This is a genomic window from Methylobacterium sp. AC690 (assembly GCF_979256535.1).
Window position 1 is genome coordinate 127,960 of sequence record NZ_CEEDOX010000003.1, and the last position, 25,506, is coordinate 153,465.

The window sequence follows — 25,506 nt, forward strand, 5'->3', positions numbered from 1 at the left end:
CCCGGGGCGACGTTCGCCGATCAGCCGGCGCGGCGGGGCTGGGTGCCCTCGCCGGCCTTCGGCGGCGGAAACACCACGGGGGTCGGCGACTTGGCCACGAGGGGCCCCGCGGCCGCGGCCGGGGACGCATTGCCCGCAGCGGACGGCGCGGCGGCGGCCGCCATTCCGGCGGCCACCGGTGCCGTCTCCTTGGTGGTGGACGGGAACAGCACCGTCGTGGGCTTCGGCTCGGCCGCGCCATCCGCCTTCGACGGCGCCGACGGCATCGGCATCGCGGTGGTGGCCGGCGCAGGGGCGGCCGTCGGACCGGCGAGAGCGCCCTCCGGGGCCGTCTCGTCCGTGTCGTCCGGCGCCTCGGGACCGGCGATGAGCTCGGTCGGGGTCTTCCAGACGAAGGCGTCGAGGCGGCCACTCACCGGCGAGACGGGCGCCCAGGTCTCGGACGCGATGCCGTCGGCGATCCAGAGCGGATCGCGCGGGGCATGCGCGGCGCGGGAGAGCCACTCGCGGGCCCGGCCCGAACCGGAGCCGTGCTCGGCCTCCTCGATGCGGGCCATGGTCAGGCAGGCGCGGACCGTGGGCCGGTCGGCCAGGAGCGGCGCCAGGGCGTCGCGGGCCTGGCCGAACTCTCGGGCCTCGTAGGCCGCCTGCGCCATGGCGAGGCGTGCTTCCGGGTGCCAGGACGAGATCTTCGCCAGGGTCTCGGCGCGGGCCATGCGGTCGCGGACGGAATCGCCGGTGCGCAGGTTCAGGTAGGTCTTGGCGAGGTCCGGGTGCGGCCCGGCGCGCCATGCGGCCTCGATGATCTTGGCGCCCTTCCGCAGGTCGCCCCGGCGCACCATCAGGCGCGCGGCCAGCACCGCGGCCGGGACGAGGTCGGGGGCGAGCTTGACCGCCTTGAGGACACGCTCGGTGGCGGCCTCCGGCTCGCCGGCCTCGCGCTCCTGCGCGGCGGCGGTGAGCAGGACGGCGCGCTGGCGCCGGGCGGTCGCCTTTTCGATCAGGCCGAGGGAGGCACGCCGCTCGACGGTCTCGTTGGCGCCGCTCCAGTCGCCATCGGCGCATTGCGCCTCGAGCACGGCCTCGTTGGCCCAGGTGACGCTGGGTGCGAGGCGGGCGGCCTCGGCGGCGTAGGCACGGGCGGAGGCGTCGTCCTCGCGGCGGCGGGCCTCGACGAACAGGCCGCGCAGGCCGAGCACGCGGGTCTCCGGGTCGTTGACCATGCGCTGGAAGGCCTGCTCCGCGGCCTCGCGATCACCGGAGATCTGGGCGGCCTGGGCCTTGAGGAGCAGGGTCAGGGGCTCGGCGCCGAGCAGCCGCTCGGCATCGTTGGCGTGGCGGCGGGCGGCGAGGGGATCGCCCGACCCCACCGCGACCATGCCGCGGGACAGGGCCGAGAAGCCCTTGGCCCGGCGCCGGTCGCGCGAGCCGCGCACCAGCGTCTCCGGCAGGGTGATGAAGCCCCGCACGATGGCCCAGATGAAGCCGATCAGGATGGCGGCGATCAGGACGCCGATCAGCCCGATGGCCAGGCTGGTAGCCACCTCGTAGCCGTTCCACACGATGGTGACGGTGCCGGGATGGTCGGCGACCCAGGTCGCGCCATAGGCGGCAACCGCGAGAAGGGCCAGGAAGGCGAGGGCGCGCCACATGAGATCAGAAACTCCTGGGAGTGGCGTCGGCCGGTCCGGCGACACCGAGAGTCGGGGGCGGGAGCGTTCGGCGCTCCCGCGCGAAATCCGGGTGGCCGCGCAGTCCGCCGGAGGGCAGGGCGCGCGGCCGCACGCTCAACGGGAGGCGCCGGTGGCAGGCAGGCCCTTGAAGGCGTCGGCGAGCAGGCCCTGGGCGGCGTCGCCGGCGGCGGCACGCGAGGCCAGCTTGGTGCCGAAATCGCCGGCTTCGGCCCGTGCCGCCTCGGGCAGCGCCGCGAAGGCTTCGGCTGCCTCCTTGATCGCGCCGCGGTCGAGGGCGTCCTGCACCTTCGGGGTGGTGTCGGGGGCCTGCGCGGTGCCGTTGCCGCCGGCGGCCGGGCTGTCGACGCGCCGGACCTGGACGATCGACTCGGCCATGCTCATCAGCTTGGTGCCGATGTCACCGGTCTCGGCCACGGCCTTGCTCTGGGCGGCCCGGCGCTTCGCCGCGATCTTCTCGGCGATGGGACGGAACTCGGCCGCGAGCGAACGGGCCGTCGGCGCGCCCTTGTCGGCGAAGGCCGCCACCGCCGTGAGGCGGGCCGGGTCGCCCGGCTCCAGCCCACGCAGGGCCGAGAGCGCGTCCGCATAGGGGGCTCCGGTGTTCAGGGCGGTCACGATCCGATCGGCCGACACGACGCGCAGGGCGGCCTGTAGGGTCGCGGTCTCGGCCCGCTCGGAGACGGCCTTGTCGAGGCCGGCGATCTTGTCGGCCTGGGCCTGGAGCTGGCGCTCCACCGCCTTGGCCGTCTCGGCCGCCTGGGTCTTGTTCGCGTCGGCGACCTTCTCGCTCGCCTGGGTCGCGGCCTGGACCGCCTCGGTGGCGGCCTGGACGCGGGCGTCCAGCGACTGCTGGAGGGCTGCCACCTTCTGGCTCAGCGCCTGGGCCGCCTCGGCATTGGCCTTGGTCTTGGCCTCGACGTCGCCCTGGAGGGCGGCGAGCTTCGGAGCGAGGTCGGGCTGCGCGGCGGGCTTGGGCGCGGACTCGACCTTGCCCTCGACGGTCTTCAGGCGCTGCTGCAACTCGGCGAGCTGCGGTCCTGCGGATGGGGTGACCGCCATCCGCGCGTCGGAGCCCTGGTCGCGGCCCGGCTCTTCCTGCAGCGCCGAGACGCGCTGGTCCAGGGCATCCAGGCGGGCGACGAGATCGGCCGGCACGGCGGCCGGGGCTGCCGCCGCGGTCGGCGCTCCCTCGACCGGAGCCGGCGCGCCGCCCTGGGCCGCGTTCGCCTTCTCGAGGGCCTGGCGTGCCGCCGACACCGCCTCCGGAACCGCCTTGAGCGCCGCCTCGTTCGCCGCGACCCGCTTGTCCAGGCCCGCCACCGCATCCTTCGGGGCGAGGGCGGCGATCCGCTGGTCGAGGGCGGTGATGCGCGCATCCTCGCCCGGCGCCATCAGGCCGCTGCGCGCGACGCCGAACAGGAGGCCGGCCCCCACCACGCCGCCGAGCAGGCCGGCGGTGACCAGGGAGCCGAAGCCGGCCCCTGTGGACGCGGCCGGTGCGGTCGCGGCGGCCGGGGTGATGCGCGGTGTCGTCGGACCACCGGCCTTCGGAGGCTCCGCGGAGGCCTTCGAATCTGAGAGCTTGCTGTCCGCGGACTTGCTGTCCGCGGTCTTGCTGTCTGTGGTCTTGCCGTCCGCCGGCTTGCCCGGCATCCCTGCGGCAGCACCGGCAGCACCGGCAGCACCGGCAGCACCGGCAGCACCGGCAGCACCGGCAGCACCGGCCGGCTTCGCCGGCGGTACTGGATCCGGCATGCGCTTGGCCTTCAGGTCGATGATCGGACCGTCGGTCACCGACTGGCCCGGACGCGCGCCGGGCTGCGTTCCGGCGAACCCGCCGGGTCGGGGCGGCTCGGTTTTTCCGGTCTCGGCCTTGAACGGATCGGTCTTCGAAGCGTCGGGCTTCGCGGGATCGCTTTTCGAAGCGTCGGGCTTCGAGGGATCGAGCTTGAGGCCGTCCGGCTTCGGCGCGTCGGCCTTGATCGCATCGGTCTTCGCGGAGCCGACGGCCAGCGGATCGGGCCGGGTCAGGTCCGGCTTGGAGGCATCGGGTTTCACGGCGTCGGACTTGGCGGCGTCCGCCTTCGCGGCGTCGGGGGTGAGGATCGCGGCCTTGGCGGCTTCCGTCTTCACGGCATCCGTCTTCGTCCCTTCCGTGACCGGCTCACCCTTCGGGGGTGTCCCCGGAGTGCTGCCGGGCTGACCCGGCTTGGTCGAGGTCTCGACCTTCGGCGGAACGGAGCCGCCCGGCGTGCCGGGCTTGCCGGGCTCGGCCGGCCGGTTGCCGGTGGGAGAGCCCGGACGGTTGGCGTCGCTGTTGGGTGGTTTCACGGTTCAAGGCTCCCTTCCCGTCTCCCGCCGCCCGGCCCGTTCGGCGCATCCGGCGCCCGGTGGGTCGAGGCTGGCGGCGCAGCTTCTTGCGCTCGTCCTAGCACCAGGGCCGCCGCCGGAGCGAGGCCCTTATCGAAATCCTGTTGGCCCGGGGGCCGGCAATCCCGCGAGGAGCGCGTCCTCTCCGGGGCGGTCGGGCACGAAATGGACCGCGACCCCGGCGGTGACCAGGGGCACGGCGACATCGGCCGACAAGCAGTAATGCGTCAGGTCTCCGAAGGCTCCGCCGAGCCCGGCCGCGTTGGCGAGATCGTGTGCCGCCTGCGCACTGCGCCGGGAATAGTGCAGCGCCCCGTCCAGGCGCCCGGCCGCGAGGGCATCCGCCGCCGCATCGGGCAGCCTCGCCACCACCTGCGCGACATAGAGTTCCCGCACCGTGAGGCGGTATCCGGCCGCGACCAGGGAAGCGGCGGGTTCGGCCTTGCGCTCGGCCCCCGCCGCGTGGACGAGGTGCGCCCCCTCGGGCAGGGACTCCCGGACCAGCCGGGCGACGGCATGGGCGTTGCCCTCCGCCGCGCGGACGTCCGCGAAGCCCAGAGCACGGGCCACGGCGGCGGTCCGCGCGCCCACTGCGAAGGTGGGGATCGTGCGCAGGCGCGCGCGATCCTCCGGTGCTAGCGCGGAGGCCGCGTTGGCGCTCGTGAGGATGAGGCCGGCGAAGGCCTCCGCGGGCAGGTCGATCCCCGTCGGTTCGACGGCCAGGACCGGGGCGACGAGGGGCCGGTGTCCCAGGGCGGCGAGGCGCGCGCCCGTTCGCGCCGCCCCCGGTTCCGGCCGCGCCACCCAGATCCGCATTCCGCCTCGCGCTCCCAGAACCCCGCCCCATCCATGCCGGTCTCGCCGCCCCTGGCAACCCGTCGTTGCCGCCGGGGGAGGCGGACGATAGGGTGCCGCGCAATCCACGGGATACCCCGCACGCCTCCGACGAGGCCCTTTTCGAGATGATCCGCCGTCCATGAACGTCCTCGGCATCGAAACCACCTGCGACGAGACCGCCGCCTCCGTGGTCGCCCCCGGCGAGAACGGGCGCGGGCGCATCCTCTCCAACGAGGTGCTGAGCCAGATCGCCGAGCACGCGGCCTATGGCGGCGTCGTCCCCGAGATCGCGGCCCGCGCCCATGTGGAGGTGCTCGACCGGCTGATCGACCGGGCGCTGGGCAGCGCCGGCCTGCGATTGGCCCAGGTCGACGGCATCGCGGTGGCGGCCGGCCCCGGCCTGATCGGCGGGGTCCTCATCGGCCTCGTCACGGCCAAGACCCTGGCGCTGGTGGCGCGCAAGCCGCTGATCGCCGTGAACCACCTGGAGGCGCACGCGCTGACGGCGCGGCTCACCGACGGCATCGGCTTTCCCTACCTGCTGCTGCTCGCCTCCGGCGGCCACACCCAGCTCGTGGCGGTGAAGGGCGTGGGCGATTACGTCCGGCTCGGCACCACCATCGACGACGCCATCGGCGAGGCCTTCGACAAGGTCGCCAAGCTCCTCGGCCTCGGCTACCCGGGCGGCCCCGAGGTCGAGCGCCTGGCCGAGACCGGCGATCCGGAGCGCTTCGCCCTGCCGCGGCCGATGCTCGGCCGGCGCGAGGCGAATTTCTCCCTGTCCGGCCTGAAGACCGCCCTGCGGATCGAGGCCGAGAAGCTGGCGCCGCTCTCCTCGGTCGACGTCGCCGACCTCTGCGCCAGTTTCCAGGCGGCGGTGGTCGACGTGGTGGTCGATCGCCTGCGGGTGGCGATGCGCGACTTCGCGAGTGTCGCCGGCCATCCCACCGCCCTGGTGGCGGCCGGCGGGGTCGCGGCCAACGGCGCGATCCGCCGGGCGCTGACCACCCAGGCCGGCGAGGCGGGCCTCGCCTTCGTGGCCCCGCCGCTGTCCCTGTGCGGCGACAACGGCGCGATGATCGCCTGGGCCGGGATCGAGCGCCTGCGCCTCGGCCTCGTCGACGACCTCACCGCGCCGGCCCGGGCCCGCTGGCCCTTCGCGGAGCCGAAGGCGGTTGCCTGAGGCCGCGCGGCTGCGCTGGCGCGACCTCGTCGAGCGGCGCCTGCCCGAGGCGGCCCGCCCGGACTGGCCGGTGCACCGCGACCATTGCTTCGCGCGCATCCTCCTCGACAACACCTGCGGCGGGCCCTGGCGCGAGAGCGTGCCGGCGCCCGCCTGGGCGAACCTGTCCCTCGACCAGCTCGACGCCGCCACCGACCTCGGCGAGGCGGTCCTGGTCGGACGGGCCGACCTGTTCGCGCTGAACCGGCGCTCGCTGGCCCTGCGCGGCAAGCTGCGGCAGGCCGAGGCGGTGCCGCCGCCGGAGGGCCTTCGTGACGGGGATCTCCTGTTGCGGCCCTGGCAGGCGGGCGACGAGGCCCGTTTCGCCGCCCTCAACGCCGACCCGGAGGTCATGCGCCACTTCCCCGCCACCAAGGACGTGGCCGCGAGCCGGACCGAAGCGCGGACCTGCGCCCGGCGCTTCGTGGCGGACGGCTTCGGCCCCTGGGCCGTCGCGCTCGAGGGACACGGGTTCGTCGGGATGATCGGCGGCGCGCGTCTGCTGCGCCCCATGCCGTTCCCGGGCGGCGAGCGTCCGGGCGAGACGGTCGAGATCGGCTGGCGCCTGGCACGCGCGGCCTGGGGCCGCGGGATCGCCACGCGGGGCGCCCGCCTCGCCTTGGCCGACCTGTTCAGCCGCTGCGGCCTCACCGCGGTCGTCGCCTTCACGGCCGAGGTGAACGCGCCGTCGCGCCGGGTGATGGAGCGCCTCGGCATGCGCCCGGAGGGCGGCTTCGCGCATCCGGCCCTGCCGCCGGGACATCCGCTGCGTCCGCATCTCCTGTATCGTCTGCGGGCGGACCACTTCACATCGCGAGGGACCAGCGCATGAGGCGGATCGGAGTCGTCGGCGGCGGTGCCTGGGGCACGGCCCTCGCCAACGCGGCCGCCGCGGCCGGGCACGACGTGACCCTGTGGCTGCGCGACCCGGAGGCCGCGGCGCGCCTGCAGGAGGCCCGCGAGAACGCGCGCTACCTGCCCGGCGTGCCCCTGCACCGCCGCATCGCCGTCACCGCCGGCTCCGCCGACCTCGCCGAGGCCGGGACGGTGCTGATGGTGACGCCGGCCCAGACCCTGCGCGGGGTGCTGGCCGAGCTGGCACCCGCCTTCGCCCGGGACGCCGCCATCGTGCTCTGCGCCAAGGGGATCGAGCGCGGCACCGACGCCTTCATGAGCGAGGTCGCGGCCGGGCAGCTGGGCGCCGCCGCCCCCGTGGCGGTCCTGTCCGGCCCGAGCTTCGCCGCGGACGTCGCCCGCAACCTGCCCACCGCCGTGACGCTCGCGGCGGCGGATGCCGGCCTGGCCGCGCGCCTGGCCGGCACCCTCTCGGGCCCGACGCTCCGGGTCTACCACACCGACGACGTGCGCGGCGTCGAGATCGGCGGGGCGGGCAAGAACGTCCTGGCCATCGCGTCGGGCATCGTCGCCGGGCGCGGCCTCGGTGAGAGCGCCCGGGCCGCCCTGATCGCCCGGGCCTTCGCCGAATTGATGCGTTTCGCCCGCGCCTATGGCGGCCGGCCGGAGACCCTGATGGGCCTGTCGGGCCTGGGCGACCTGGTGCTCACCGCCTCCTCGCCGCAATCGCGCAACTTCGCCTTCGGCGAGCGCCTCGGCGCCGGGGCCTCGCCCGAGGCGGCCGCCGGCGGCAAGCTCGCGGAGGGTGCCTTCACGGCCGCCGCCCTGGTCGACCTCGCCCGCGCGCGCGGCATCGAGATGCCGGTGGCCGAGGCGGTCGCCGCCATCGTGTCGGGCGGCGCCAGCGTCGACGGCGTCATCGCCGCCCTGCTGGCGCGGCCCCTGCGGGGAGAAGCCGAGTGAGCCAGCACCCCGTCCGCGCCTTCCTGGCCGGCACCGGCGACGATGGGGCCGGGCGCCGCCTGACCGACATCCTCGCCTTCGACGACGCCCATATCGAGGGCGTGCACGACTTCGTCCAATGGTGCTTCCCCCTGCACGAGGCGAGCCTCGCCGTGCCGGGCGCGCCGGTGCTGAGCCGCGCCGAGGCCGAGGCGATCCGCAACGATCCGGCGGCCCTCTCGGGCGTGCGGGCCGCCCTCGGGCGGATGACCCGCTTCTATGCCGAGACCGACGGCTGGCTGCGCGCGCACGACCACAACCACCTGCGCATCACCCGCATCCTCTCGGCCCTGTCCGATCTCCTCGGGCCCGAGGCGGCGGCCGAGTTCCACGCCTTCGTCACCGCCCGAAACGCGGGGGCCGGCGCCCCGATCAACGCCGCAAGCCTGGACTACTGGGAGTCCGCGCTGCGCCGGGCCTGACGGCCACGCTTGATTATCGGAATTTACGGGGCCTGACGGCCACGCTCGGCGAATGGGATGTGCGGGGCCTGACGGTCACGCTTGGTTATCGCAATTTGCGGGGCCTGACGGCCACGCTTGGCTTCTGTGATGTGCGGGGCCTGACGGCCACGCTTGGCCGGTGCTATGGAGCCGACGTCTCTGGAGAAGCGCATGGCCTACTGGCTCTACAAGTCCGAGCCCTCGACCTGGTCCTGGGAGCAGCAGGTCGCCGCCGGCGGCGCCGGAACCCACTGGAACGGCGTGCGCAACCACGTCGCCAAGAAGCACCTCATGGCCATGGAGGTGGGCGAGCGCGGGTTCTTCTACCACTCGAACGAGGGCAAGGCCGTGGTCGGCATCGTCGAGGTGATCCGGCCCTATTACCCGGATGATTCCGACGCGACCGGCCGCTTCGGCATGGTCGACCTGCGCGCCGTGGAAGCGCTGCCCCGCCCCGTCACCCTGGAGGCGATCAAGGCCGAGCCGCGCCTCGCCGCCATGGTGCTCGCCAACAATTCGCGCCTGTCGGTTCAGCCGGTGACGGAGACCGAGTGGGCGGTGGTGCGCGCGATGGGCGGCTTCGGCTGAGCGTTTCGCCCCGGCGCCGCGTGGGCTTGCCGAAAGGGTTCCCATCCTTGCCGGGCGGGACCCGTCTCAGCCCTGGCGCTGTGCCTGCGTCACCGCAACGTGGATCAACTCCGCCAGGGTGCGCAGGCCGAGCTTCTGGCGCATCATCGAGCAGGCATTGGTGATGGTCTTGTAGCTGACCGACAGGTCGCTCGCGATGGCGCCGTAGGACTTGCCCTGCGCCAGGCGCTGCAGGATCTGCAGTTCGCGCGGCGTCAGCTGGGTCTCGGGCGTGCGCTTCGGGTCGGTGCGCAGCATCGCCACTTCGGTGGCCAGGCGCGGATCGAGGTAGGGGCGGCCGGACCGGACCCGCTCGAAGGCCTCGAACAGCTCGCCGGAGGCGTGGTCCTTGAGCACGTAGCCCAGGGCGCCGGCCTCCAGGGCCCGCGAGACGATGACCGGATCGTTGTGCATGCTGAACACGAGGACGCGCACCCCCGGATGGGCGGCCCGCATCCGGCGGATCAGCTCCAGGCCAGCGAGCCCGCTGCCCTGGAAGGTCAGGTCGCAGATCACCGTGGCGGGGCGGGCGCGCAGGAAGTGACGGTAGGCCGCGACCACGCTGGTGGCCTCGAGGATCCGCTCGATGCCCGCATCCTCGAGCACCCGCCGGCATCCCTGGAGCACGATCGGGTGATCGTCGATGACGAGGGTGGGGGCCTCGGGGGGGGGGCGATCGCGTTCATGCGCTGGGAATCGGACTCGTTTCGGCGTCCCGCTCATCATCGAGCGGAATCATGATCCGGACAACCGCGCCGGGCGGGGCATTGTCAAGCCGGAACGTGCCGCCCAGGGCCTCCACGCGCTCGCGCATCCCCGACAGTCCGAGCCCGAGGCCGTGCTCGGGGGCGATGCCGCTGCCGTCGTCGCGGATGGTCAGGTGCAGGGCCCGGCCGCCCGCCATTCCCGCGACCGCCTCGTCGCGGGCCCGGACGGTGACGTTCAAGGCGCGCCCATGGCGGACCGCGTTGGTCATGCTCTCCTGGATGCAGCGGAAGACGGTGAGGTCCGTGACGTCGCCGTAGCCCCGCGCCAGCCCGTCGAAGCTGCCGGCGAAGCGCGTGCCGGCATGGCGCCGGCGGAAGTCGCGCAGCAGCAGGTCGAGGCAATCCGGCAGCGGCACCTGCCCGAGGGCGTGCGGGCGCAGGCGGTTGAGGAGGTCGCGGTTCTGCGTCTGCACCTGGCCGACGATGCTGGCGATGTCCTGGGCCCGCTGCCTCAGGCGGTCCCGGTCGGGGGGCGCTTCGGCCTCGGCCATGCGGACCACCGAGGCGGCGGTGGCTTCCAGGGCGAAGAGGCAGGGGCCGAACTCGTCGTGCAACTCCAGGGCCGTGCGCCGGCGCTCGTCGTCCTGGGCCGAGAGGAGCTGGCGGTTCAGGCGCCCGTTGGCGGCGCGGGTCTCGGACAGGGCCTGCGCCACGCGGTTGAAGCGGGCGGCGATGGCGGCGAGCTCTCGGGAGGCGGGCGGTTCGAGGCGCGCGGTGTAGTCCTGCTGTTCGAGCTGGATCAGGCCCTCGGAAAGCTGCGTCAGGGGGGCCAGGACCCGGCCGAACGCCACCGTCAGGGCGCCAAGCAGGCCGAGGCTGAGACAGAGGCTCGCGAGCGACAGCGACAGGGCGTAGCCCCAGACCTCGTCGATCTCGTCGCGGGGCTGCGTGGTGATGCGGGCCGTGCCGATGCGCCGTCCCTGGGCCACGATGGGCAGGTCGTGCTCCCGGATCGCCGGGGCGATCAGCGCCGCGAACCAGGCCGGCGCGGCGTGCTGGTCGCGCCGGACCCGGCCGAGGCCCCCCGTCACGACCTTGCCCTCGGCGTCGAGGACGGTGACGCGGACGTGGCGCAGGTCGTGGATGCGCAGGGTCAGGGTCTGCAGGATGCCGGCGGGCGGGCCGGCCTGGGCGAGGTCGATGGTGTCGGAGACCAGAAGCTCGACATTCGTCATCGCCGCCTGCATCTCGACCTCGACGGCGGAGCGGGCGTTCAGCACGATCAGGGCGCAGGAGACCAGGGCGGCCAGGATGTCGATGGCGAGGACGAGGACGATCATCCGGGTGCGGGTCGACCACGAGGCCCAGTACGGCCAGCGGCCGATCCGCTCCCGCGGGGCCGGGTCGCTAGCCGTCCGGGCGATGAGGCCCCACCGGGAGCGGGGAGCGGAGGCGGCGTCGTGAGGCATGGCGACTTGGGTGGGGCCCGTCGGGGAAACGATGCGCGGTGGTCACCCCGTGTGTAGCGAACCCGAGGCCGGATGGCAGCGTCCCGAGGCGGTTTCGCGCCTGGTGGCCGAAGCCCTGGCCGATCCGGAGACCACCTGGACGATGGGGGGCTTCGGTGCGCTCGCGCGTTTCGGGCGCCGCCGCGACCCGTTCTTTGCCGCTCCGGCGGACGGCCGCCCCGGCCACGTCACGGCGTTCGGCGGGATCGCGCTCGAGCCGGCAGCGGCGATTCCCGTGGCCTACGAGACCGCCTTCACCGGCGGTTGGAGCCACGCCGTCGCCCTGTGTCTGCCCGGGGCACGCTGCCCTCGGGCGGGGGCCGGACCGATCCGCGACGTGGGACGCGACCACGGGGCACTTCGCGCGCAGAATCGTGGGGATAAGTGGTTCGACCTCGGCCTCGACCTGCCGCAGGGCCGCCTGCTCCTGCGCTCTGCAGACCCGGACACGCTCGCGCACCTCGCCGTGCTGGCCGGTCGGACCGTGGCGGACACGATCGAGGCGGTCCGGGGCCCGATGGCCGCCGCCGACGTGGTCGTCACCACGCCCCTCGGCCGGATCGAGGTCTTCGCCGGTGCGCCGGCGTCTTCGGACGGGCCGCGGGCCTTCCTCGACCCGAAGATCCTCGGCCTCGGCCGCACCCACGCCGCCACTGCCCCGATCCCGTCCGGGCTGGTGCCCGTCGCGCAATTCACGCCGCCGCATCCTTGCCGGGACGGCGCGGGCCGATTCCGCCCCTTCGATCCTGGGGCGCATGCGAGCTTCCAGGCGGTGCTGAGCCGCTGGGGCGACCCGGAGCTGGTCCGCCTGAAGGCGCGCCTGCTCGCGGGGGACACCGTCGCGCCGCTGGCGGCGAATCGTGCGACGCGCGCCGTTTCGCGCCTCGTTCAGGTTCAGATCGCTGCAGCGGCGAACCAGGACAGTGCCAAGTCGTCTACAGACACCCCTCGTTAAACCTGTTGGCTCTATTCAGATTCGTGCCGCGCCTGATCCGAGCCTGTTCAAGGATTGGGTTAAGGACATCTTCATGCCCCATTGCGGCGCCTCTTTCGTTACACGCAGGTGTCGCCGCTCCGGCGTCGCCGCGCCGGTCGTGCACGACCAGCGCCGCGTGATCGACCGGCAACGGTCAATCCGAACCTCTTGAAGCGTGCGAGATGTCTGAGACCCTGATGTCCGTAACGATCGACCCCTCCGAGACCCGGCGCCCCGCCCCGCCGGCGCCGCGCCCGTCCCGGGCGAACCTCCGGCTGGTGCTGCTCTCCGGGGCCGGCCTCCTGGGCCTCGCCGGCTTCACCGCCTTCGCCTTCGCGACCCTCGGCAGCCTCGCGGGACCGCAATTCGCCCGGCCGACCCTCGCCACCGCGTCCGCCACGCCCGCGAGCCTCGGACGCAACGCCTCCGAGTGGCCGGACCTGCGCGATGGCGTCCCGGTCCTCGCGCCGGCGCAGCCGAAGCCCGTCGCGGCCGTGCCGGATCAGCCTGCCGCGGCTCCGAAGGCGGCGCTCCTGCCGGCAGCGATCGCCCCACCCACGGCGCCGGTCGCTGAGGTCAAGCCGTCGCAAGCGAAGCCCGCGGATGCAAAGCCCGTGGATGCGACGTCCTTGCAGGCGAAGTCCTTGGAGCCGAAGTCCTGGGAATCGAAGCCTGCCGGCGTGACACTTGCCGAAGCACGGCCTCCCGAGCAGCGGGTATCCGAGGCGCTGCCGGTTGAGAAGCCGACGGCGGCCCCGGTCGCGACGAAGCCGGCCCGCCTGCCGCCGATCGAGAATGCCGCGGTTCTGCCGCCGGCGCGTCCCGCCTCGCTGGTTCCGGCAACCCGTACGGCCGCCCTGATCGCGCCGCTGCCCAACGAGACGACCCGGTCGCGGGCGACGAACGGCACCTTCACGGCCCTGGCGCCGGAGGGGCCGAAGCACAATCCCGTCGCCAAGACGCCGGAAACCAGGGCGTCCGTCGACAAGCCCGTCGTTGTCAAACCTGTCGCGACCAAGCCGGTGGTCGCCAAGGCCGCGAGCGCCAAGCCGGCGAAGCCGGAGACGGCGCCAGCGCCTCAGGTCGCGCAGGCGGAGCCTGAGCCGGAGCAGACCGAGTTCCTGGGCGTGAAGGTGCCGTCGCTGGCGCCGGCCGGGCGCAAGATCGCCGAGAGCGTCGAGGCCCTCGGAAATGCGGTGAGGAACCTGCCCGACCACTTCTAGCGCGGGCGCCCGGCTTCGGGCGTTCTTCAGCGCATAAGCATGCCCGGCTTCGGGCGCTCTTCATCGCGTGAGCACGCCCGGCTTCGGGCGTTGTCCGTTGCGTTGGCGCGCCCGGGCCGCGGGCGCGCCCCGTCGGGTCAGCGTGCCCGGCTGGCGCGGGGCTTCTTGGCGATCTCGCGCTCGTGGCGCGCGCCGCGCGGGCTCTTCAAGCCCTTCGGTCCCTTCTCCTCGCGAGCCGGCTCGTCGTCGAGGAGCGGCTCCACCTGGATCTCGGGCGAGCCGTTCTTGGCGAAGGTCTGGGCGAAGCGCGAGGCGGCGCCACCCCGGACCTCGAACTTGGTCTCCCGATCGAAGATGCGGATCGCACCGATCTCCTGGCGGCCGATATTGCCGCGCCGGGTCAGCATCGGCAGCAGGCGGCGCGGATCGGCGTTGTCGCGCCGGCCGAGGTTGAGCCGGAACCACACGGCCGGGCCCTGAGCGTCGATGCGGTCCGCGTCGGCGGGATCGTAGACCGGGCGGGACTTGCGCTCCGGGCCGGCACCCGGATCGGTGACGTCCTCGGGGGCGGGCAGGCGCGAGCGGTAGATCCGCGCCAGGGCCGCGGCGAGTTCCTGCGGCGTGCGCTGCGCCATCAGGGTCTCGGCCATGGCCACGTCTTCCTCGGCCGGCTCCTCGGTGAAGATCGGGTCCTGCCACATGCGCTCGCCGTCGAGGCGGCGGATCTCGTCGGCGGTGGGCGGGCCGGCCCACTCGAACGAGACCTTGGCGATCATCAGCATCTGCTCGGCCCGGCGCCGCTTCGAGGCCGGAATCAGCAGGAGGCTGGTGCCCTTGCGCCCGGCGCGGCCGGTGCGGCCGGAGCGGTGCTGCAGCACCTCGGCATCGTGCGGCAGGTCGGCGTGGATGACGAGGCTGACGGTGGGCAGGTCGATGCCGCGGGCGGCGACGTCGGTGGCGACGCAGACCTTGGCCCGACCGTCCCGGAGCGCCTGGAGGGCGGCGTTGCGCTCGCCCTGGCCGAGTTCGCCCGAGAGCGCCACGGCCGAGAAGCCGCGCTCGGTGAGCACCGCCTGGAGGTGGCGCACCGCGTTGCGGGTGTTGCAGAAGATGATCGCCGTCGGCGCATCCATGAAGCGCAGGGTGTTGACCACCACGTGCTCCAGCTCGCGCGGCACAACGCGGATGGCCTTGTAGGTGATGTCGGCGTGGCCGCGCTCCTGGCCCTTCACGGCGATGCGCAGGGCGTCGTTCTGGTAGCGCTCGGCCAGCGTCGCGATCGCCTTCGGCAGGGTCGCGGAGAACAGCAGGGTGCGCCGCTCCTTCGGGGTCACCGACAGGATGAATTCCAGGTCGTCGCGGAAGCCGAGGTCGAGCATCTCGTCGGCCTCGTCGAGGACGACGGCACGCAGGTCCTGAGTGGCGAGGTTGCGGCGCTCCAGGTGGTCGCGCAGGCGGCCCGGGGTGCCGACGACGATGTGGGCGCCGTCGTTGAGCTGGCGGCTCTCGCGGCGCGGGTCCATGCCGCCGACGCAGGAGATGACGCGGGCGCCGGTCTCCGCATAGAGCCAGGACAATTCGCGCTCGACCTGCAGCGCGAGCTCGCGCGTCGGGGCGATGACGAGGGCGAGCGGCGCGCCGGCGGGGCCGAATCGCTCGGCGTCGCCCAGGAGGGTCTCGGCGAAGGCGAGGCCGTACGCGACGGTCTTGCCCGAGCCGGTCTGGGCCGAGACGAGCAGGTCGCGGCCTTGCGCGGCCGCCTCGATGACGGCGCTCTGGACGGGCGTCGGGTCTTCGTAGTCGCGCGCGGTCAGCGCTCGGGCGAGCGGGGCCGGCAGGGTGGGGAAGGGCACGGTGACGGAAGCCTTAGGGGGCAAGCAGGCGAAGAACCCGCCGGGGAGCCGTCGCGATGGGCGCGATCCTCTCCAAACCGACGTGATTCCGGCCTCGAACGGTTACGGATGGCGTCTCTTGTAGCCGGAACTGCGGCCCAGCGCCATGACCGCGGATGCATGCCCCTCCACCCCTGGGCGCCCGGGCCCGCGGTGGACGCGTGCCATGTTGTGTTCCCGGTCCGTCTCGTGCTCATCTCCGGCCCGTCATGGATATCCTCGTCGTCGGTGCCGGAATCGTTGGTCTCGCCGTGGCCCGGGCCCTCGCGCGCCGGGGCCACGCGGTCATCGTCGCGGAGGCCGAGGGGGCGATCGGCACGGGCATCTCGGCCCGCAATTCCGAGGTCATCCATGGGGGGATGTACTATCCGGCGGGCTCCCTGCGGGCGCGGCACTGCGTGGCCGGCGCGGCCATGCTCGCGGCCTTCTGCGACAGCCACGGCGTTGCCTACCGTCGCTGCGGCAAGCTCATCGTGGCCACCGCGGAGGCCGAGCGCGAGGCCATCGCGGCGCTCAAGGATCGCGGCGACGCCAACGGGGTCCCGGGCCTGGCGCTCCTCGACGGGGCCGAGGCCCGGGCCCTGGAGCCGAACCTCGCCTGCGTCGCGGCGCTGCACGCGCCCGGCACCGGGATCGTCGACAGCCACGGGCTGATGCTGGCGCTCCAGGGCGACCTGGAGGATGCCGGAGGCGCCATCGCCTTCAACAGCCGGATCACGGAGATCGCCCGGAGGCCGGAGGGCTGGAGCGTCACCGTGAACGGCGAGGCCCTGCCGTTCGAGGCCGTGGTCAATGCCGCCGGCCTCGGGGCCCAGGCCGTCGCGGGGGCGGTCGAGGCCTATCCCGCCGCGCGCATCCCGCGCCAGGTCCTGGCGAAGGGCAGCTATTTCGGCTGCACCGGCCGGCCCGCCTTCTCGCGGCTGATCTATCCGGCCCCCGTCGAGGGCGGCCTCGGAATCCACCTGACGCTGGACCTCGCCGGCCGCATGCGCTTCGGGCCCGACGTCGAATGGGTGGAGACCCTCGACTACCGGGTCGATCCCGCCCGCGCCGATCATTTCGCCCGGGCGATCCGCCGCTATTGGCCGGGCCTGCCGGACGGGGTGCTCACCCCGGACTATGCCGGCATCCGACCGAAGCTGACGGGGCCGGGCGAGCCCGCCGCCGATTTCCGGATCGATGGCCCGGCCGAGCACGGGCTCCCCGGCCTCGTCCACCTCTTCGGGATCGAGAGCCCGGGCCTGACTTCGAGCCTGTCCCTGGCCGAAGACGTCGCGGATCGGCTGGTCGGCGCCTGAGCGCACTCTCCGATCGTCGGAACACGCAGGGGCGAGGGGTGCGTCTCGCGGCGTGATGGACATCGCCCACCCCAGCATCCGCAAACAATTTTTCCTCACGCCTGAGAAGCGCGAAGAATTTTATCGCTCGCGGAAACGCAAGGGAAATAGTGTTTATGACTTTTTAAGTGAAAGTTCCTAAGTACCGCAGGATCGATTTTCTCTTGGGTTACCGTGATGCGCATCCTCCGAAATGCCAAGATCATCGTCAAAGTGGCCTCACCGCTTGTTATCCTTGCGCTCGTCGCGGCTGGTCTTGCGTTTTACTCATACGCCACTCTGAAAAATCTGTCGCAGCAAACGGTGAACATCGTCGATGTTCAGGCCGCGCGCCTCGAAAGTATTCTGAGTATCCGCATCAACGTGAACGAGGCTTCGGTCCAGGCGCGCAACATCATCCTCGAGACCCGCGAGCAGGAAATGGCCGGGTACAACTCGCGTTACGATACGGCCACGAAAGCGGCCCTGGATGGGGTCGAACGGTTGATGGCGCTGGCCGATACCCCGGAGCGCAAGGCGGTGCCGGTGAAGCTGCGCGACGCGCTCGGTGATTTGATCACCATCATGAACCGGTCCAACGCCCTCGGCCTGAAGAACCAGGGAGATGAGGCCGCCAAGATCCTCCTGATCGAGGGGTCCGTGGCGCGGACCAAGGTCCGGGAGATCATCCAGCCCCGCCTCGAGATCCTGACCGCCGAACTTCGCCAGGCCCGTGACGAGGCCGAGCGGGCCGTCGGCGCCGCCAGCACCATGCTCATCACCGCCACGGCGGCAGGCCTGCTCGGCGTGATGGCCCTGGCCGCCGCGATCGTCGCCTTCGGAATCACCCGGCCCATGAGCCGTCTCGTGCAGGTGCTTCAGGGCATGGCGAAGGGCGATATCGAGGCCGAGATCGCGGAGGCGTCCCGCGGTGACGAGATCGGCGCCATCGGTCGCGCCGTCGAGGGCATCAAGGCCATGGTGGCGATCAAGGCGGCCGAGCAGGCCGAGATGAAGCGCATCGCCGACGCGGCTGCCGCCCTCGAGCGCAAGCGGACGATGGTGGAGCTGGCGGATTCCTTCGAGCGCGCGGTCGGCGGCATCGTCGGCATGGTCTCGTCCTCCGCCACCGAGCTGCAGGCGACCGCCCAGTCGATGACCACCACCGCCAGCGACACGGCCAGCCAGTCCAGCACCGTGGCGGGCGCCGCCGAAGAGGCCGCCGCCAACGTGCAGACCGTCGCGGCCGCCGCCGAGGAACTCGGCTCCTCCGTGCAGGAAATCGGGCGTCAGGTCTCGGGCTCCTCGGATCTCGCCCAGACCGCCGTGGGCGAGGCCGACCAGACCATGCAGCTGGTCCAGGCCCTGAGCCAGGCCTCCGCACGGATCGGCGACATGGTCGGGCTGATCTCGAACATCGCCAGCCAGACCAACCTGCTCGCGCTGAACGCGACCATCGAGGCGGCCCGGGCCGGCGAGGCCGGGCGCGGCTTCGCCGTGGTCGCCACCGAGGTCAAGGAACTGGCGGCCCAGACCGCGCGGGCCACCGATGAGATCGGCACGCAGATCGGCCAGATCCAGGGTGTCACCGGGCAGGCGGTCGCGGCCATCGGCTCCATCAGCACGCGCATCCGCGAGATCAACGGCGTCGCCGCCTCGATCGCGGCCGCGGTGGAGGAGCAGGGCGCGGCGACGCAGGAAATCGTGCGCAACGTCGCCCAGGCCTCCAGCGGCACGAGCCAGGTGACCAGCAACATCGCCAGCGTCGCGCAGGCCTCCGAGGAGACCGGCGCGGCGGCCAGCCAGGTCCTGGGCGCCGCCTCCGAGCTCTCGCGCCAGTCCGAGCAGCTCGGGACGGAAGTCGCCCGCTTCCTGGCAACCGTTCGGGCGGCCTGATCGCCGGAACGGCCCGTGACGGCCACGGGCTCAATGCCGGCCGCGACCTTCGGGACGCGGCCGGATTCCGACCTCCCCGGAGTCCGACCTCCCCGGAGTCCGACCTCCCCGTAGTCCGACCTCCCCGGAGTCCGAACGGGCGCCTAGCGGGCGGGGACGAAGCGCAGCGTGCCGGCGAGCCGGCTCGATCCGCCGGTGTCGCTGGGATGGTTGACGCCGTCGACCACCGGGATCTCGGCGAAATCGAAGGGGCTGACGCCGTCGAGGCAGGCGACGTTGACGCCGTACTGGTTGGGATTCGAGCGGCGCTGGTGGTGCGTGTAGATCCCGCAGCACGCGCAGAAGAAGTGCTGCGCCACGCCGGTGTTGAAGCGATAGCTGGTCAGCAGGTCCGCGCCCCGTAGGATCTCGACGCCGTTGGTTTCCGCCGAGACCACCACCGCTCCCCGCATCCGGCAATACGAACAAGTGCAACGCCGGACCGTGTCGAGCCCGTCGCTCAGGGTCGCCCGGAACCGGACGCCGCCGCAGTGACACTGTCCCTCGTGCTGGGGGCGCTCCGCCGACGGATTATCTGCCGATATTGTGTCGTCTGACTTGGAGTCTGCTGACATGGCGTTCCCTCCCGTCTGCCGAAACCTGCGCGGTCCGTGATCCGTGGCGGAGCCGGCCCGGCCGAAACCCGCGATTGCCGCTCAGCCGCCGAAGCGCTCGGTCCGGACGCGGGCGGGGTCCACCCCGGCGTCGAGGAGGAGCTCCGCCACCGCCCCGACGAAGGGATTGCCGCCGCAGAGATAGGCATGGCGCGGCGGACCGAGCCGGTCCAGCGCCTCCGCGATCACCGCCGCGTCGACCCGACGGCCGCCGGCCCGGGTCAGGTTGAGCATCAGCTGGAACTGCGCCTCGTCGCGGGCGCGCACCGCCAGCTCCTCGGCGGCGATGATCTCGCTGGCATCGCGCACGGAGTAGAGAAGGAGGGCGGGCACGCCAGGCGCCGTCGCCGCACGGTGGCGCAGCATCGACAGGAGCGGCACCACCCCCGAGCCGCCGCCCGCCAGGAAGAGGGGGCCGCCATCCTCCGGGCGCCAGACGAAGGATCCGCCGATCGGGCCGCGCAACTCGATCGTGTCGCCGACCTCCGCCACCGCGTCGAAGAAGCCCGAGACCTCGCCCTCCGGAAGGCCCTCGATCAGCAGTTCGATGGTGCCGTCGCCGTCCGGCGCGGAGGCGATCGAGTAGCTGCGCTGGGCCTGGTACCCGTCCGGCGCGGTGAGGCGCACGTCGACGTGCTGCCCGGCCAGCATCGGCCGGTCGAAGGCGACCCGGAAGCGGTAGCTCTTCACCCGCCGCGTCACCGGACGGATGGCCGTCAGGGTCGCGGTCTGCCAGGGGAGGGGTCCTGGCGCGGGATCAATCACCGGTGAAGCGCTGCTCGCGCCAGGGATCGCCGTACATGTGGTAGCCGCGCAGCTCCCAGAAGCCGCCCTCGTCCCGCCGGGTGAAGCGCAGGCCCTTCACCCACTTGGCGCTCTTCCAGAAATACAGGTGCGGCACCAGGAGCCGGGCCGGGCCGCCATGATCCACCGGGATCGGCGCGCCGTCGTAGTGGGTCGCCACCATGGCCTTGCCGCCGGTGAGGTCCGCCACCGGCACGTTGGTGGTGTAGTCGTCGTAGCCTTCGGCGAGGAGGAAGGCCGTCGGTGCGTCGAGGCCGGCATCGGCCAGGAGGTCGTCGAAGCTCACGCCCTCCCAGGCGGTGTCGAACTTCGACCACTTCGTCACGCAGTGGATATCGCCGCCCCAGCGGGTGCGGGGCAGGGCGTTGAAGGCGTCCCAGCTCCAGCTCTTCAGGGGCCGCGACCCCTCACGCAGGGTGAACGACCAGGTCGCGAGGTCGATTCGCGGGTTCGGGCCGATCTGGAGCACCGGGAAGTCCTCGGTGAGGTATTGGCCCGGGGGCAGACGCTCGCGGGTCGCCTCGGGCGGCTTGCGCCCCGTGAAACCTCGTGTGCTCATGCTCCCCTCGCCCTCGTCCGACCGTTCAGGGCGATCGCGCCTCGACGATCATCCCGCATGGCAGGCTATCATTCCCTCAGCGATCGCGCAGCACCAGCCACAGGGCATGGATGGTGCCCGGCAAAACGCCCAGCAGCGTCAGCAGGATGTTGAGGAGGAACTGCAGGCCGATGCCGGTGGTCATGAGGACCGCGATCGGCGGCAGGAAGATCGCGAGGATGATGCGGACGAGGTTCGACACGGTCGCTCCGGGGAGACTGCGCCCGCGGGACTGCGGTCGCAATGGCCCAACCGCAACGGGATCGTCGCGGCCAAGTTCCCCGGTGGGGCCAAGTTCCCCGGCGGGGCCAAGTTCCCCGGCGGGGCCATCGGGGATTTCATTTTCTTAATCTCTGCGTCCACAGAATGTGCGGGGCAAGACCGAAGGACGGGCCGCGCAGGGATTCCGCGTATGATCGAAACCCTCGTGCGCGACATCGAGCAGGTGGTCCGATCCGGCGGGCTGCGCCAGCGCGGACGGGTGCTGCAACGGCTGTCGACGCTCTTCACCGAGCGGGCCGCCGAACTGCTCGAGGAGCAGGTGGAGGTCTTCGACGCCGCGATGCTGCCCCTGGCCCGCGCGGTCGATGCAGCCGCCCGCGTGATCCTGGCGGACGACCTGGCGGACGTGCGCAACGCACCGCGCGCCGTGGTGCGGGACCTGGCCTTCGATCCGGACATCGCGGTGGCCCGTCCCGTGCTCCAGCGCTCGCCGCGCCTCGACGAGGCCGATCTCGTCACCGTCTCCGAATCGCGCGGCCAGGAGCACCTGCGGGCCGTCGCGCAGCGGCCGACGCTCGGCGAGCGCGTCACCGACGTGCTGGTCGCACGCGGGGACCGGCAGACGGTGCACGTGGTCGCCGCCAATGCCGGGGCGCATTTCTCCGGCGCAGCCTACACCGCGCTCGGGGAACGGGCCCGCGGCGATGCGGTCCTGCGGGCCATGCTGGTGACCCGCGTCGCCCCTCGGGGACAGCCCGCCGTCTCGGCGGGCGGCTTGGCGGGCGGCTCGGCGGCCGGCTTGGCGGTCGGCCTGCGGCGGGACCAGACCCTCCCGCGGGCGACGGATGCGGATGAGCAGCGCATCGACGACCTGATCCGGGCCGGAGACCTCGACAAGGCGTTGGCCGAGGTCGCGCGCCTCGCCGCGGTGCCGCCCACCTTCGCCCGGCGCGCCTACGATGCGACGGACCACGATCCCCTGCTGTTTCTCCTGCGCTCGATCCGTCTGGGCTTCGGGACCCTGAAGCTGTTCCTGCGGGCGAAACCCGGGCCGGTTCGGCGGCCCGAGGAATGGAGCGGGATCCAGACGGCCTTCCAGGCCCTGTCGGTCACCACGGCGCAGCGGGTGGTCCGCCTCTCGGCGCAGTCGGGCGGCGAGCGGGAGGGGCGGGGTCCTTCGGGCTCGGCCCTCTGATCCGGGGGGCGGCGTGCTCGTCGAACTCCTCCACCTTCTCGTCACGCCGGTGTCCCTTGCCCATCGTCGGAGGGGCTACCTGCGCGAGAGCGTCCTGCTGATGTCCCGGGGGCGCCGCTGCCGCCGCGCCTGGGCCCCCCATCTCGCCGCGGCGCGGGCCGCGATCCTGGAGGCCTGCGACGGGCTCCCACAGCGGCGCGTGGCCGTGGTGCTGGGCTCCGGCCTTCTCCAGGACGTTCCGCTCGCGGAGCTCGCCGCGCGCTTCGAGCGGGTCGACCTCGTCGATGCCGTGCATCTCTGGCCGGCCCGCCTCCGCGCGCGGGCCCATCCCAACGTCCGGCTGATCACGGCGGACCTCGCCCTCCAACCCGATCGGCCCGAACCCCTGGCCGCCCTGTGCGGCGGCGAGACGGTCGACTTCGTGGTCTCGGCCAACCTCCTGTCGCAGCTGCCGATCCTGCCCCTGGACCGGCCCGGCTTCGTGCCGCCGGATCTCGGAAGCCGGATCGTGCGGGCTCATCTCGACGGCCTTGCGGGGCTGCGGGCCCGCGTCTGCCTGGTCACGGACGTCGAGCAGATCGAGGAGGACCGGGCCGGGCAGGAGATCGCGCGACTCGACCTGCTGCACGGGTTGCGCCTGGGCCGGGCCGATCGGCGCTGGACTTGGGACCTCGCCCCCTTCGGTGAGGCGACGCGCCATCGCCGGCTGATCCATCGGGTCGAGGCTTTTCTCGACTGGCGTGGCCCTTAGAAACGCGAAGAAGCCGCCCGGGGGGGCGGCTTCCAAGAGTTTCGCAACGTGGAACCGAGCTTACTCGGTCACCGGTGTCGGATCGTCGCTGCCGATAGCACCGTCCGAACCTTCGAACCGAGCGCGGCGGCGGCGGCGGGGCTTGGGGGCCGGTGCGCCGTCATCCTGTGCAGCGGAGGTCGATTCGCCCTGAGTGTCCGACTGCGCGGCCGGCTCGGCGACGGGAACGGGACGCGGTGGCGTCATCAGGAAGGCCGGCAGGGCGGCGACGTCCTCGGCCGGTCCGGCCGAATCCCGCTCGTCGCGGCGTCGGCTGCGCCGGGGCGGTGCCTCGTTGGCGCGGGCAGGCCGGGGCGCATCCTGGCGTCCGGATTCCTGACGTCCGGTTTCCTGGCCACCGAAGTCGGCGCGCGGTGCCTCGTTCCCCGAGTTGTCCGCGCGCCCGTTCTCGTAACGGGGGGCGTCGGACCGGACCGGAGCAGGCCGGAAATCCTGGCGCGGCTGATCTTGCCGCGGCTGATCTTGTCGGGACTGATCCTGACGATTGTAGTCCTGGCGCGGAGTCTCCTGCCGAGGGCTTTCCTGCCGCGGATTGTCCTGGCGGTTCTGATCCGCCCGGAAATCCTGCCGGTTGCCGTCCTGCCGGTTCGAATCCTGCCGGTTGGCATCCTGGCGCGTGTAGTCCTGCCGGTTGCCGTCTTGCCGATTGCCGTCCTGCCGGTTGCCTTCCTGGCGACCGAAGTCGTCGCGACGGTTGTTGTTGTAGTCCGGACGGTTGCCGTCGCGCTGATTGTCGAAGCGCTGCGGACGGTCGCCGCGATTGGCGAAGCGGTCGCGACGATTCTGCCGGTTGTTGTCCGGACCGGTATCCTGCCGATTCGAATCCTGCCGGTTCGAATCTGGCCGGTTGTAGTCCTGCCGGTAATTGTCCGCGCGGGTGTTGTCGGGGCGGGAATCCTGCCGCGCCTCCTGCCGGGGCTCGTAGCCCGTCGGCTGGGGCTGCTGGCTCGGGTCGGCGTATTCCTCGTTGTAGCCGTTCGCGCCGTAGCTCGAGGCGGCGTAGCCCTGCGGGGCGCCCTGGCCCTCGTCGTCACCCTCGTCGCCCTCGTCGTCGAAGCCACGGGCGTAACCACCCACCTGCTGGCGGGTCTGTTCCTGGGCACCGGAGATGATCCGGAAATAATGCTCGCCGTGCTGGAAGTAGTTCTCTGCCGCCACCGGGTCGCCGCTGGCCTGCGCGTCGCGCGCGAGCTGGGCATACTTGTCGGCGATGTGTTGGGCGGTACCGCGAATCTTGACGTCCGGTCCGTTGGATTCGTAGGAACGCGTAAGCGGATTGGGACCTTTGGGGCGGTTGCGACCGCGCATCCGTCTATTCTGGTTTGGTCTCATCGGTCTCGATTGACCCTCGTTCGTCTCGGAGCGTCTGATGATGCGGCGGGTTCCAGGCGGCCACGACGCGTCCTGTCATCAGGCTCGTCGCTGGCGCCGCGTGATCCGGGTCCGGTGTGTCCGTGATCGATTTCGCCGTGCTTGTCGTCTCTGTCCGTTGACCAAGGCGCGCTCTGAGCGTCCAGGCGTCCTTCGGTTTTCAGGCACGAAGTTGACCAAGCTCCTGCGCCTCTGCCCGCGCGCGCCAGCTTGATCGTGGGGAGACCGTCTAAGAGCGTCGCGGACCTGAGCCGCCACCCGTCTTACCACGATCCATCTTAATGGACCGTTCGCGATCTGCCTGCGACACTAGCGGTTCGCCGAGGGGGCAACAAGCGTTTTTTGCCGCGATGCATCCGAAGGGCGCAGTTTTTTTCGGGTTTCCCGCAGAATTTTCGTGTCGATTTCCGCTCACACGGGCCCGAAGCGAACGACGCGGGCGTGCCCGGCGAGATCGTGATGGCGCGTGGCGGGGCCGAGACCCGCCCGCGTCCCGAGCGTCGCGACGGCCTCGGCCTGATCGTAGCCCACTTCGAGGGCGAGTGCACCGCCGGGACCGAGGCGGACCGGCCCGCCGGCCAGGGCCTCCACGATCGCCCGGTAGGCGTCGAGGCCGTCCACGCCGCCGTCGAGGGCCGCCCATGGGTCGTGCGCCCTGACCTCGATGTCGAGGCCCCGGATCGTGTCGCGGGCGATATAGGGCGGGTTCGAGACGATGAGGTCGAAGCATCCGCTGAGACCCGCGGTCCAGTCCGCGCAGACGAAGGCCGCCCGGGTCTCGACCCCGTTCCGCCCTGCGTTGGCACGGGCCTGGATGAGGGCCGCGGCGGAGCGGTCCAGGCCGATCCCGGTGGCGTTCGGCAGCTCGCTGAGCAGCGCCACGAGGATGCAGCCGGAGCCGGTGCCGAGATCGAGGATCCGCAGCGGGCGCCTGCGGTCGGGATGGAGGGCCAGGGCGGCCTCCACCAGGGTCTCGGTGTCCGCTCGCGGGACCAGGGTCTCGGGGGCGAGTCCGAAGGGCAGGCCCCAGAATTCCCAGGCACCGACGATCCGGGCGACCGGTTCGCCGGCGATACGGCGCGCGACGGCCCCTTCGAGCCTCGTAGCCCCCTCCGGTCCGAGGGGCAGGTCGCCCCGCAGGATCAGGTCGGTCGCGCTGAGCCCCAGGAGGTCGAGCAGGAGGAAGCGGGCGTCGCGTGCCGGGAGGTCGTGGGCCGCGAGCGCCTCGCTCATGCAGCGTAGGGCGTCGGTACGGCTGAGCGCCGGATCGAGGCGCATCGGCTC

General features: G+C 72.5%; 23 protein-coding genes. 11 read left to right on the forward strand and 12 right to left on the reverse strand.

The window, feature by feature from the left end; translation table 11 throughout:
• Window positions 1-20 precede the first annotated feature (20 nt).
• The 3 genes from AC0IY1_RS04730 to AC0IY1_RS04740 form a co-directional block, all read right to left on the reverse strand.
• Complete coding sequence (locus tag AC0IY1_RS04730; RefSeq protein WP_055955135.1) at window positions 21-1,652, reverse strand: heme biosynthesis protein HemY; 1,632 nt, start codon at window positions 1,650-1,652, stop codon at window positions 21-23.
• Window positions 1,653-1,787: 135 nt separating this feature from the next.
• Window positions 1,788-4,025, reverse strand: coding sequence for a hypothetical protein (locus tag AC0IY1_RS04735; RefSeq protein WP_055955133.1), 2,238 nt, complete (start codon window positions 4,023-4,025; stop codon window positions 1,788-1,790).
• A 129-nt stretch (window positions 4,026-4,154) separates the two neighbouring features.
• Window positions 4,155-4,880 (reverse strand): uroporphyrinogen-III synthase, encoded by a 726-nt coding sequence (locus AC0IY1_RS04740; RefSeq protein ID WP_471768025.1) that lies wholly within the window; start codon window positions 4,878-4,880, stop codon window positions 4,155-4,157.
• A 160-nt stretch (window positions 4,881-5,040) separates the two neighbouring features.
• Between AC0IY1_RS04740 and tsaD the strand changes: the two genes are divergently transcribed.
• From tsaD to AC0IY1_RS04765, 5 genes are all read left to right on the forward strand, one after another.
• Window positions 5,041-6,084, forward strand: coding sequence for a tRNA (adenosine(37)-N6)-threonylcarbamoyltransferase complex transferase subunit TsaD (tsaD, locus tag AC0IY1_RS04745; protein ID WP_055955126.1), 1,044 nt, complete (start codon window positions 5,041-5,043; stop codon window positions 6,082-6,084).
• Window positions 6,077-6,955, forward strand: a complete 879-nt coding sequence (locus AC0IY1_RS04750) for a GNAT family N-acetyltransferase (RefSeq protein WP_055955124.1) — start codon at window positions 6,077-6,079, stop codon at window positions 6,953-6,955. The genes tsaD and AC0IY1_RS04750 overlap by 8 nt, the downstream gene beginning before the upstream one ends.
• On the forward strand, window positions 6,952-7,941 hold the full coding sequence (locus tag AC0IY1_RS04755; protein WP_055955119.1) for an NAD(P)H-dependent glycerol-3-phosphate dehydrogenase: 990 nt from the start codon (window positions 6,952-6,954) through the stop codon (window positions 7,939-7,941). The genes AC0IY1_RS04750 and AC0IY1_RS04755 overlap by 4 nt, the downstream gene beginning before the upstream one ends.
• Window positions 7,938-8,402 carry an opioid growth factor receptor-related protein gene (locus tag AC0IY1_RS04760; protein WP_055955117.1) on the forward strand — a complete coding sequence of 155 codons (465 nt, stop codon included), beginning with the start codon at window positions 7,938-7,940 and terminating at the stop codon, window positions 8,400-8,402. Before AC0IY1_RS04755 ends, AC0IY1_RS04760 begins: the two co-directional genes overlap by 4 nt.
• 192 nt (window positions 8,403-8,594) lie before the next feature.
• A complete protein-coding gene (locus AC0IY1_RS04765) occupies window positions 8,595-9,011 on the forward strand; it encodes an EVE domain-containing protein (RefSeq protein ID WP_055955113.1) in 417 nt (138 codons plus the stop codon).
• A gap of 66 nt (window positions 9,012-9,077) precedes the next feature.
• On the opposite strand, the gene AC0IY1_RS04770 is transcribed toward AC0IY1_RS04765, so the two are convergent.
• Together AC0IY1_RS04770 and AC0IY1_RS04775 are read right to left on the reverse strand one after the other, a co-directional pair.
• Window positions 9,078-9,773: a response regulator gene (locus AC0IY1_RS04770; RefSeq protein ID WP_471768238.1), complete on the reverse strand. Its 696-nt coding sequence runs from the start codon at window positions 9,771-9,773 to the stop codon at window positions 9,078-9,080.
• Window positions 9,733-11,226, reverse strand: coding sequence for an ATP-binding protein (locus AC0IY1_RS04775; RefSeq protein WP_055955106.1), 1,494 nt, complete (start codon window positions 11,224-11,226; stop codon window positions 9,733-9,735). The genes AC0IY1_RS04770 and AC0IY1_RS04775 overlap by 41 nt, the downstream gene beginning before the upstream one ends.
• 49 nt (window positions 11,227-11,275) lie before the next feature.
• On the opposite strand from AC0IY1_RS04775, the gene AC0IY1_RS04780 reads away from it, so the two are divergent.
• Together AC0IY1_RS04780 and AC0IY1_RS04785 are read left to right on the forward strand one after the other, a co-directional pair.
• Window positions 11,276-12,220 (forward strand): DUF6925 family protein, encoded by a 945-nt coding sequence (locus AC0IY1_RS04780; RefSeq protein ID WP_471768027.1) that lies wholly within the window; start codon window positions 11,276-11,278, stop codon window positions 12,218-12,220.
• Window positions 12,221-12,438: 218 nt separating this feature from the next.
• Window positions 12,439-13,464 (forward strand): hypothetical protein, encoded by a 1,026-nt coding sequence (locus tag AC0IY1_RS04785; RefSeq protein ID WP_156375764.1) that lies wholly within the window; start codon window positions 12,439-12,441, stop codon window positions 13,462-13,464.
• A gap of 137 nt (window positions 13,465-13,601) precedes the next feature.
• Here the strand turns inward: AC0IY1_RS04785 and AC0IY1_RS04790 are convergent, their stop codons facing one another.
• Entirely contained in the window at window positions 13,602-15,317 is a 1,716-nt protein-coding gene (locus tag AC0IY1_RS04790) for a DEAD/DEAH box helicase (RefSeq protein WP_055955471.1), read from the reverse strand.
• A 248-nt stretch (window positions 15,318-15,565) separates the two neighbouring features.
• Here AC0IY1_RS04790 and AC0IY1_RS04795 point away from each other — a divergent pair, with 248 nt between their 5' ends.
• On the forward strand, window positions 15,566-16,654 hold the full coding sequence (locus AC0IY1_RS04795) for an NAD(P)/FAD-dependent oxidoreductase (protein WP_055955098.1): 1,089 nt from the start codon (window positions 15,566-15,568) through the stop codon (window positions 16,652-16,654).
• Between the two features lie 216 nt (window positions 16,655-16,870).
• On the forward strand, window positions 16,871-18,568 hold the full coding sequence (locus tag AC0IY1_RS04800) for a methyl-accepting chemotaxis protein (RefSeq protein WP_055955095.1): 1,698 nt from the start codon (window positions 16,871-16,873) through the stop codon (window positions 18,566-18,568).
• A 143-nt stretch (window positions 18,569-18,711) separates the two neighbouring features.
• On the opposite strand, the gene AC0IY1_RS04805 is transcribed toward AC0IY1_RS04800, so the two are convergent.
• From AC0IY1_RS04805 to AC0IY1_RS04820, 4 genes are all read right to left on the reverse strand, one after another.
• Window positions 18,712-19,152, reverse strand: coding sequence for a GFA family protein (locus tag AC0IY1_RS04805; protein ID WP_055955468.1), 441 nt, complete (start codon window positions 19,150-19,152; stop codon window positions 18,712-18,714).
• A gap of 111 nt (window positions 19,153-19,263) precedes the next feature.
• Entirely contained in the window at window positions 19,264-19,986 is a 723-nt protein-coding gene (locus tag AC0IY1_RS04810) for a ferredoxin reductase (RefSeq protein ID WP_055955093.1), read from the reverse strand.
• On the reverse strand, window positions 19,979-20,584 hold the full coding sequence (locus tag AC0IY1_RS04815; RefSeq protein ID WP_055955090.1) for a sulfite oxidase-like oxidoreductase: 606 nt from the start codon (window positions 20,582-20,584) through the stop codon (window positions 19,979-19,981). Before AC0IY1_RS04815 ends, AC0IY1_RS04810 begins: the two co-directional genes overlap by 8 nt.
• A 76-nt stretch (window positions 20,585-20,660) precedes the next feature.
• The gene (locus tag AC0IY1_RS04820) at window positions 20,661-20,825 is read right to left on the reverse strand and encodes a YqaE/Pmp3 family membrane protein (protein ID WP_082513141.1); all 165 of its coding nucleotides are present in this window, start codon (window positions 20,823-20,825) and stop codon (window positions 20,661-20,663) included.
• A 210-nt stretch (window positions 20,826-21,035) separates the two neighbouring features.
• Here AC0IY1_RS04820 and AC0IY1_RS04825 point away from each other — a divergent pair, with 210 nt between their 5' ends.
• On the forward strand, window positions 21,036-22,040 hold the full coding sequence (locus tag AC0IY1_RS04825; protein ID WP_055955088.1) for a DUF2336 domain-containing protein: 1,005 nt from the start codon (window positions 21,036-21,038) through the stop codon (window positions 22,038-22,040).
• A gap of 13 nt (window positions 22,041-22,053) precedes the next feature.
• Window positions 22,054-22,791, forward strand: coding sequence for a hypothetical protein (locus tag AC0IY1_RS04830; RefSeq protein ID WP_055955086.1), 738 nt, complete (start codon window positions 22,054-22,056; stop codon window positions 22,789-22,791).
• Between the two features lie 60 nt (window positions 22,792-22,851).
• On the opposite strand, the gene AC0IY1_RS04835 is transcribed toward AC0IY1_RS04830, so the two are convergent.
• Together AC0IY1_RS04835 and prmC are read right to left on the reverse strand one after the other, a co-directional pair.
• Window positions 22,852-24,159 carry a DUF4167 domain-containing protein gene (locus AC0IY1_RS04835; protein ID WP_055955084.1) on the reverse strand — a complete coding sequence of 436 codons (1,308 nt, stop codon included), beginning with the start codon at window positions 24,157-24,159 and terminating at the stop codon, window positions 22,852-22,854.
• A gap of 474 nt (window positions 24,160-24,633) precedes the next feature.
• On the reverse strand, window positions 24,634-25,500 hold the full coding sequence (gene prmC / locus AC0IY1_RS04840) for a peptide chain release factor N(5)-glutamine methyltransferase (protein WP_471768031.1): 867 nt from the start codon (window positions 25,498-25,500) through the stop codon (window positions 24,634-24,636).
• Between the last annotated feature and the right edge of the window lie 6 nt (window positions 25,501-25,506).

Bases quoted from the DNA above. Each gene is read 5' to 3' on its own strand.
- AC0IY1_RS04730 (WP_055955135.1), bottom strand. From the start codon at position 1,652: ATGTGGCGCGCCCTCGCCTTCCTGGCCCTTCTCGCGGTTGCCGCCTAT.
- AC0IY1_RS04740 (WP_471768025.1), bottom strand. From the start codon at position 4,880: ATGCGGATCTGGGTGGCGCGGCCGGAACCGGGGGCGGCGCGAACGGGC.
- tsaD (WP_055955126.1), top strand. From the start codon at position 5,041: ATGAACGTCCTCGGCATCGAAACCACCTGCGACGAGACCGCCGCCTCC.
- AC0IY1_RS04755 (WP_055955119.1), top strand. From the start codon at position 6,952: ATGAGGCGGATCGGAGTCGTCGGCGGCGGTGCCTGGGGCACGGCCCTC.
- AC0IY1_RS04765 (WP_055955113.1), top strand. From the start codon at position 8,595: ATGGCCTACTGGCTCTACAAGTCCGAGCCCTCGACCTGGTCCTGGGAG.
- AC0IY1_RS04770 (WP_471768238.1), bottom strand. From the start codon at position 9,773: ATGAGCGGGACGCCGAAACGAGTCCGATTCCCAGCGCATGAACGCGAT.
- AC0IY1_RS04775 (WP_055955106.1), bottom strand. From the start codon at position 11,226: ATGCCTCACGACGCCGCCTCCGCTCCCCGCTCCCGGTGGGGCCTCATC.
- AC0IY1_RS04785 (WP_156375764.1), top strand. From the start codon at position 12,439: ATGTCCGTAACGATCGACCCCTCCGAGACCCGGCGCCCCGCCCCGCCG.
- AC0IY1_RS04795 (WP_055955098.1), top strand. From the start codon at position 15,566: ATGGATATCCTCGTCGTCGGTGCCGGAATCGTTGGTCTCGCCGTGGCC.
- AC0IY1_RS04800 (WP_055955095.1), top strand. From the start codon at position 16,871: ATGCGCATCCTCCGAAATGCCAAGATCATCGTCAAAGTGGCCTCACCG.
- AC0IY1_RS04815 (WP_055955090.1), bottom strand. From the start codon at position 20,584: ATGAGCACACGAGGTTTCACGGGGCGCAAGCCGCCCGAGGCGACCCGC.
- AC0IY1_RS04825 (WP_055955088.1), top strand. From the start codon at position 21,036: ATGATCGAAACCCTCGTGCGCGACATCGAGCAGGTGGTCCGATCCGGC.
- AC0IY1_RS04835 (WP_055955084.1), bottom strand. From the start codon at position 24,159: ATGCGCGGTCGCAACCGCCCCAAAGGTCCCAATCCGCTTACGCGTTCC.
- prmC (WP_471768031.1), bottom strand. From the start codon at position 25,500: ATGCGCCTCGATCCGGCGCTCAGCCGTACCGACGCCCTACGCTGCATG.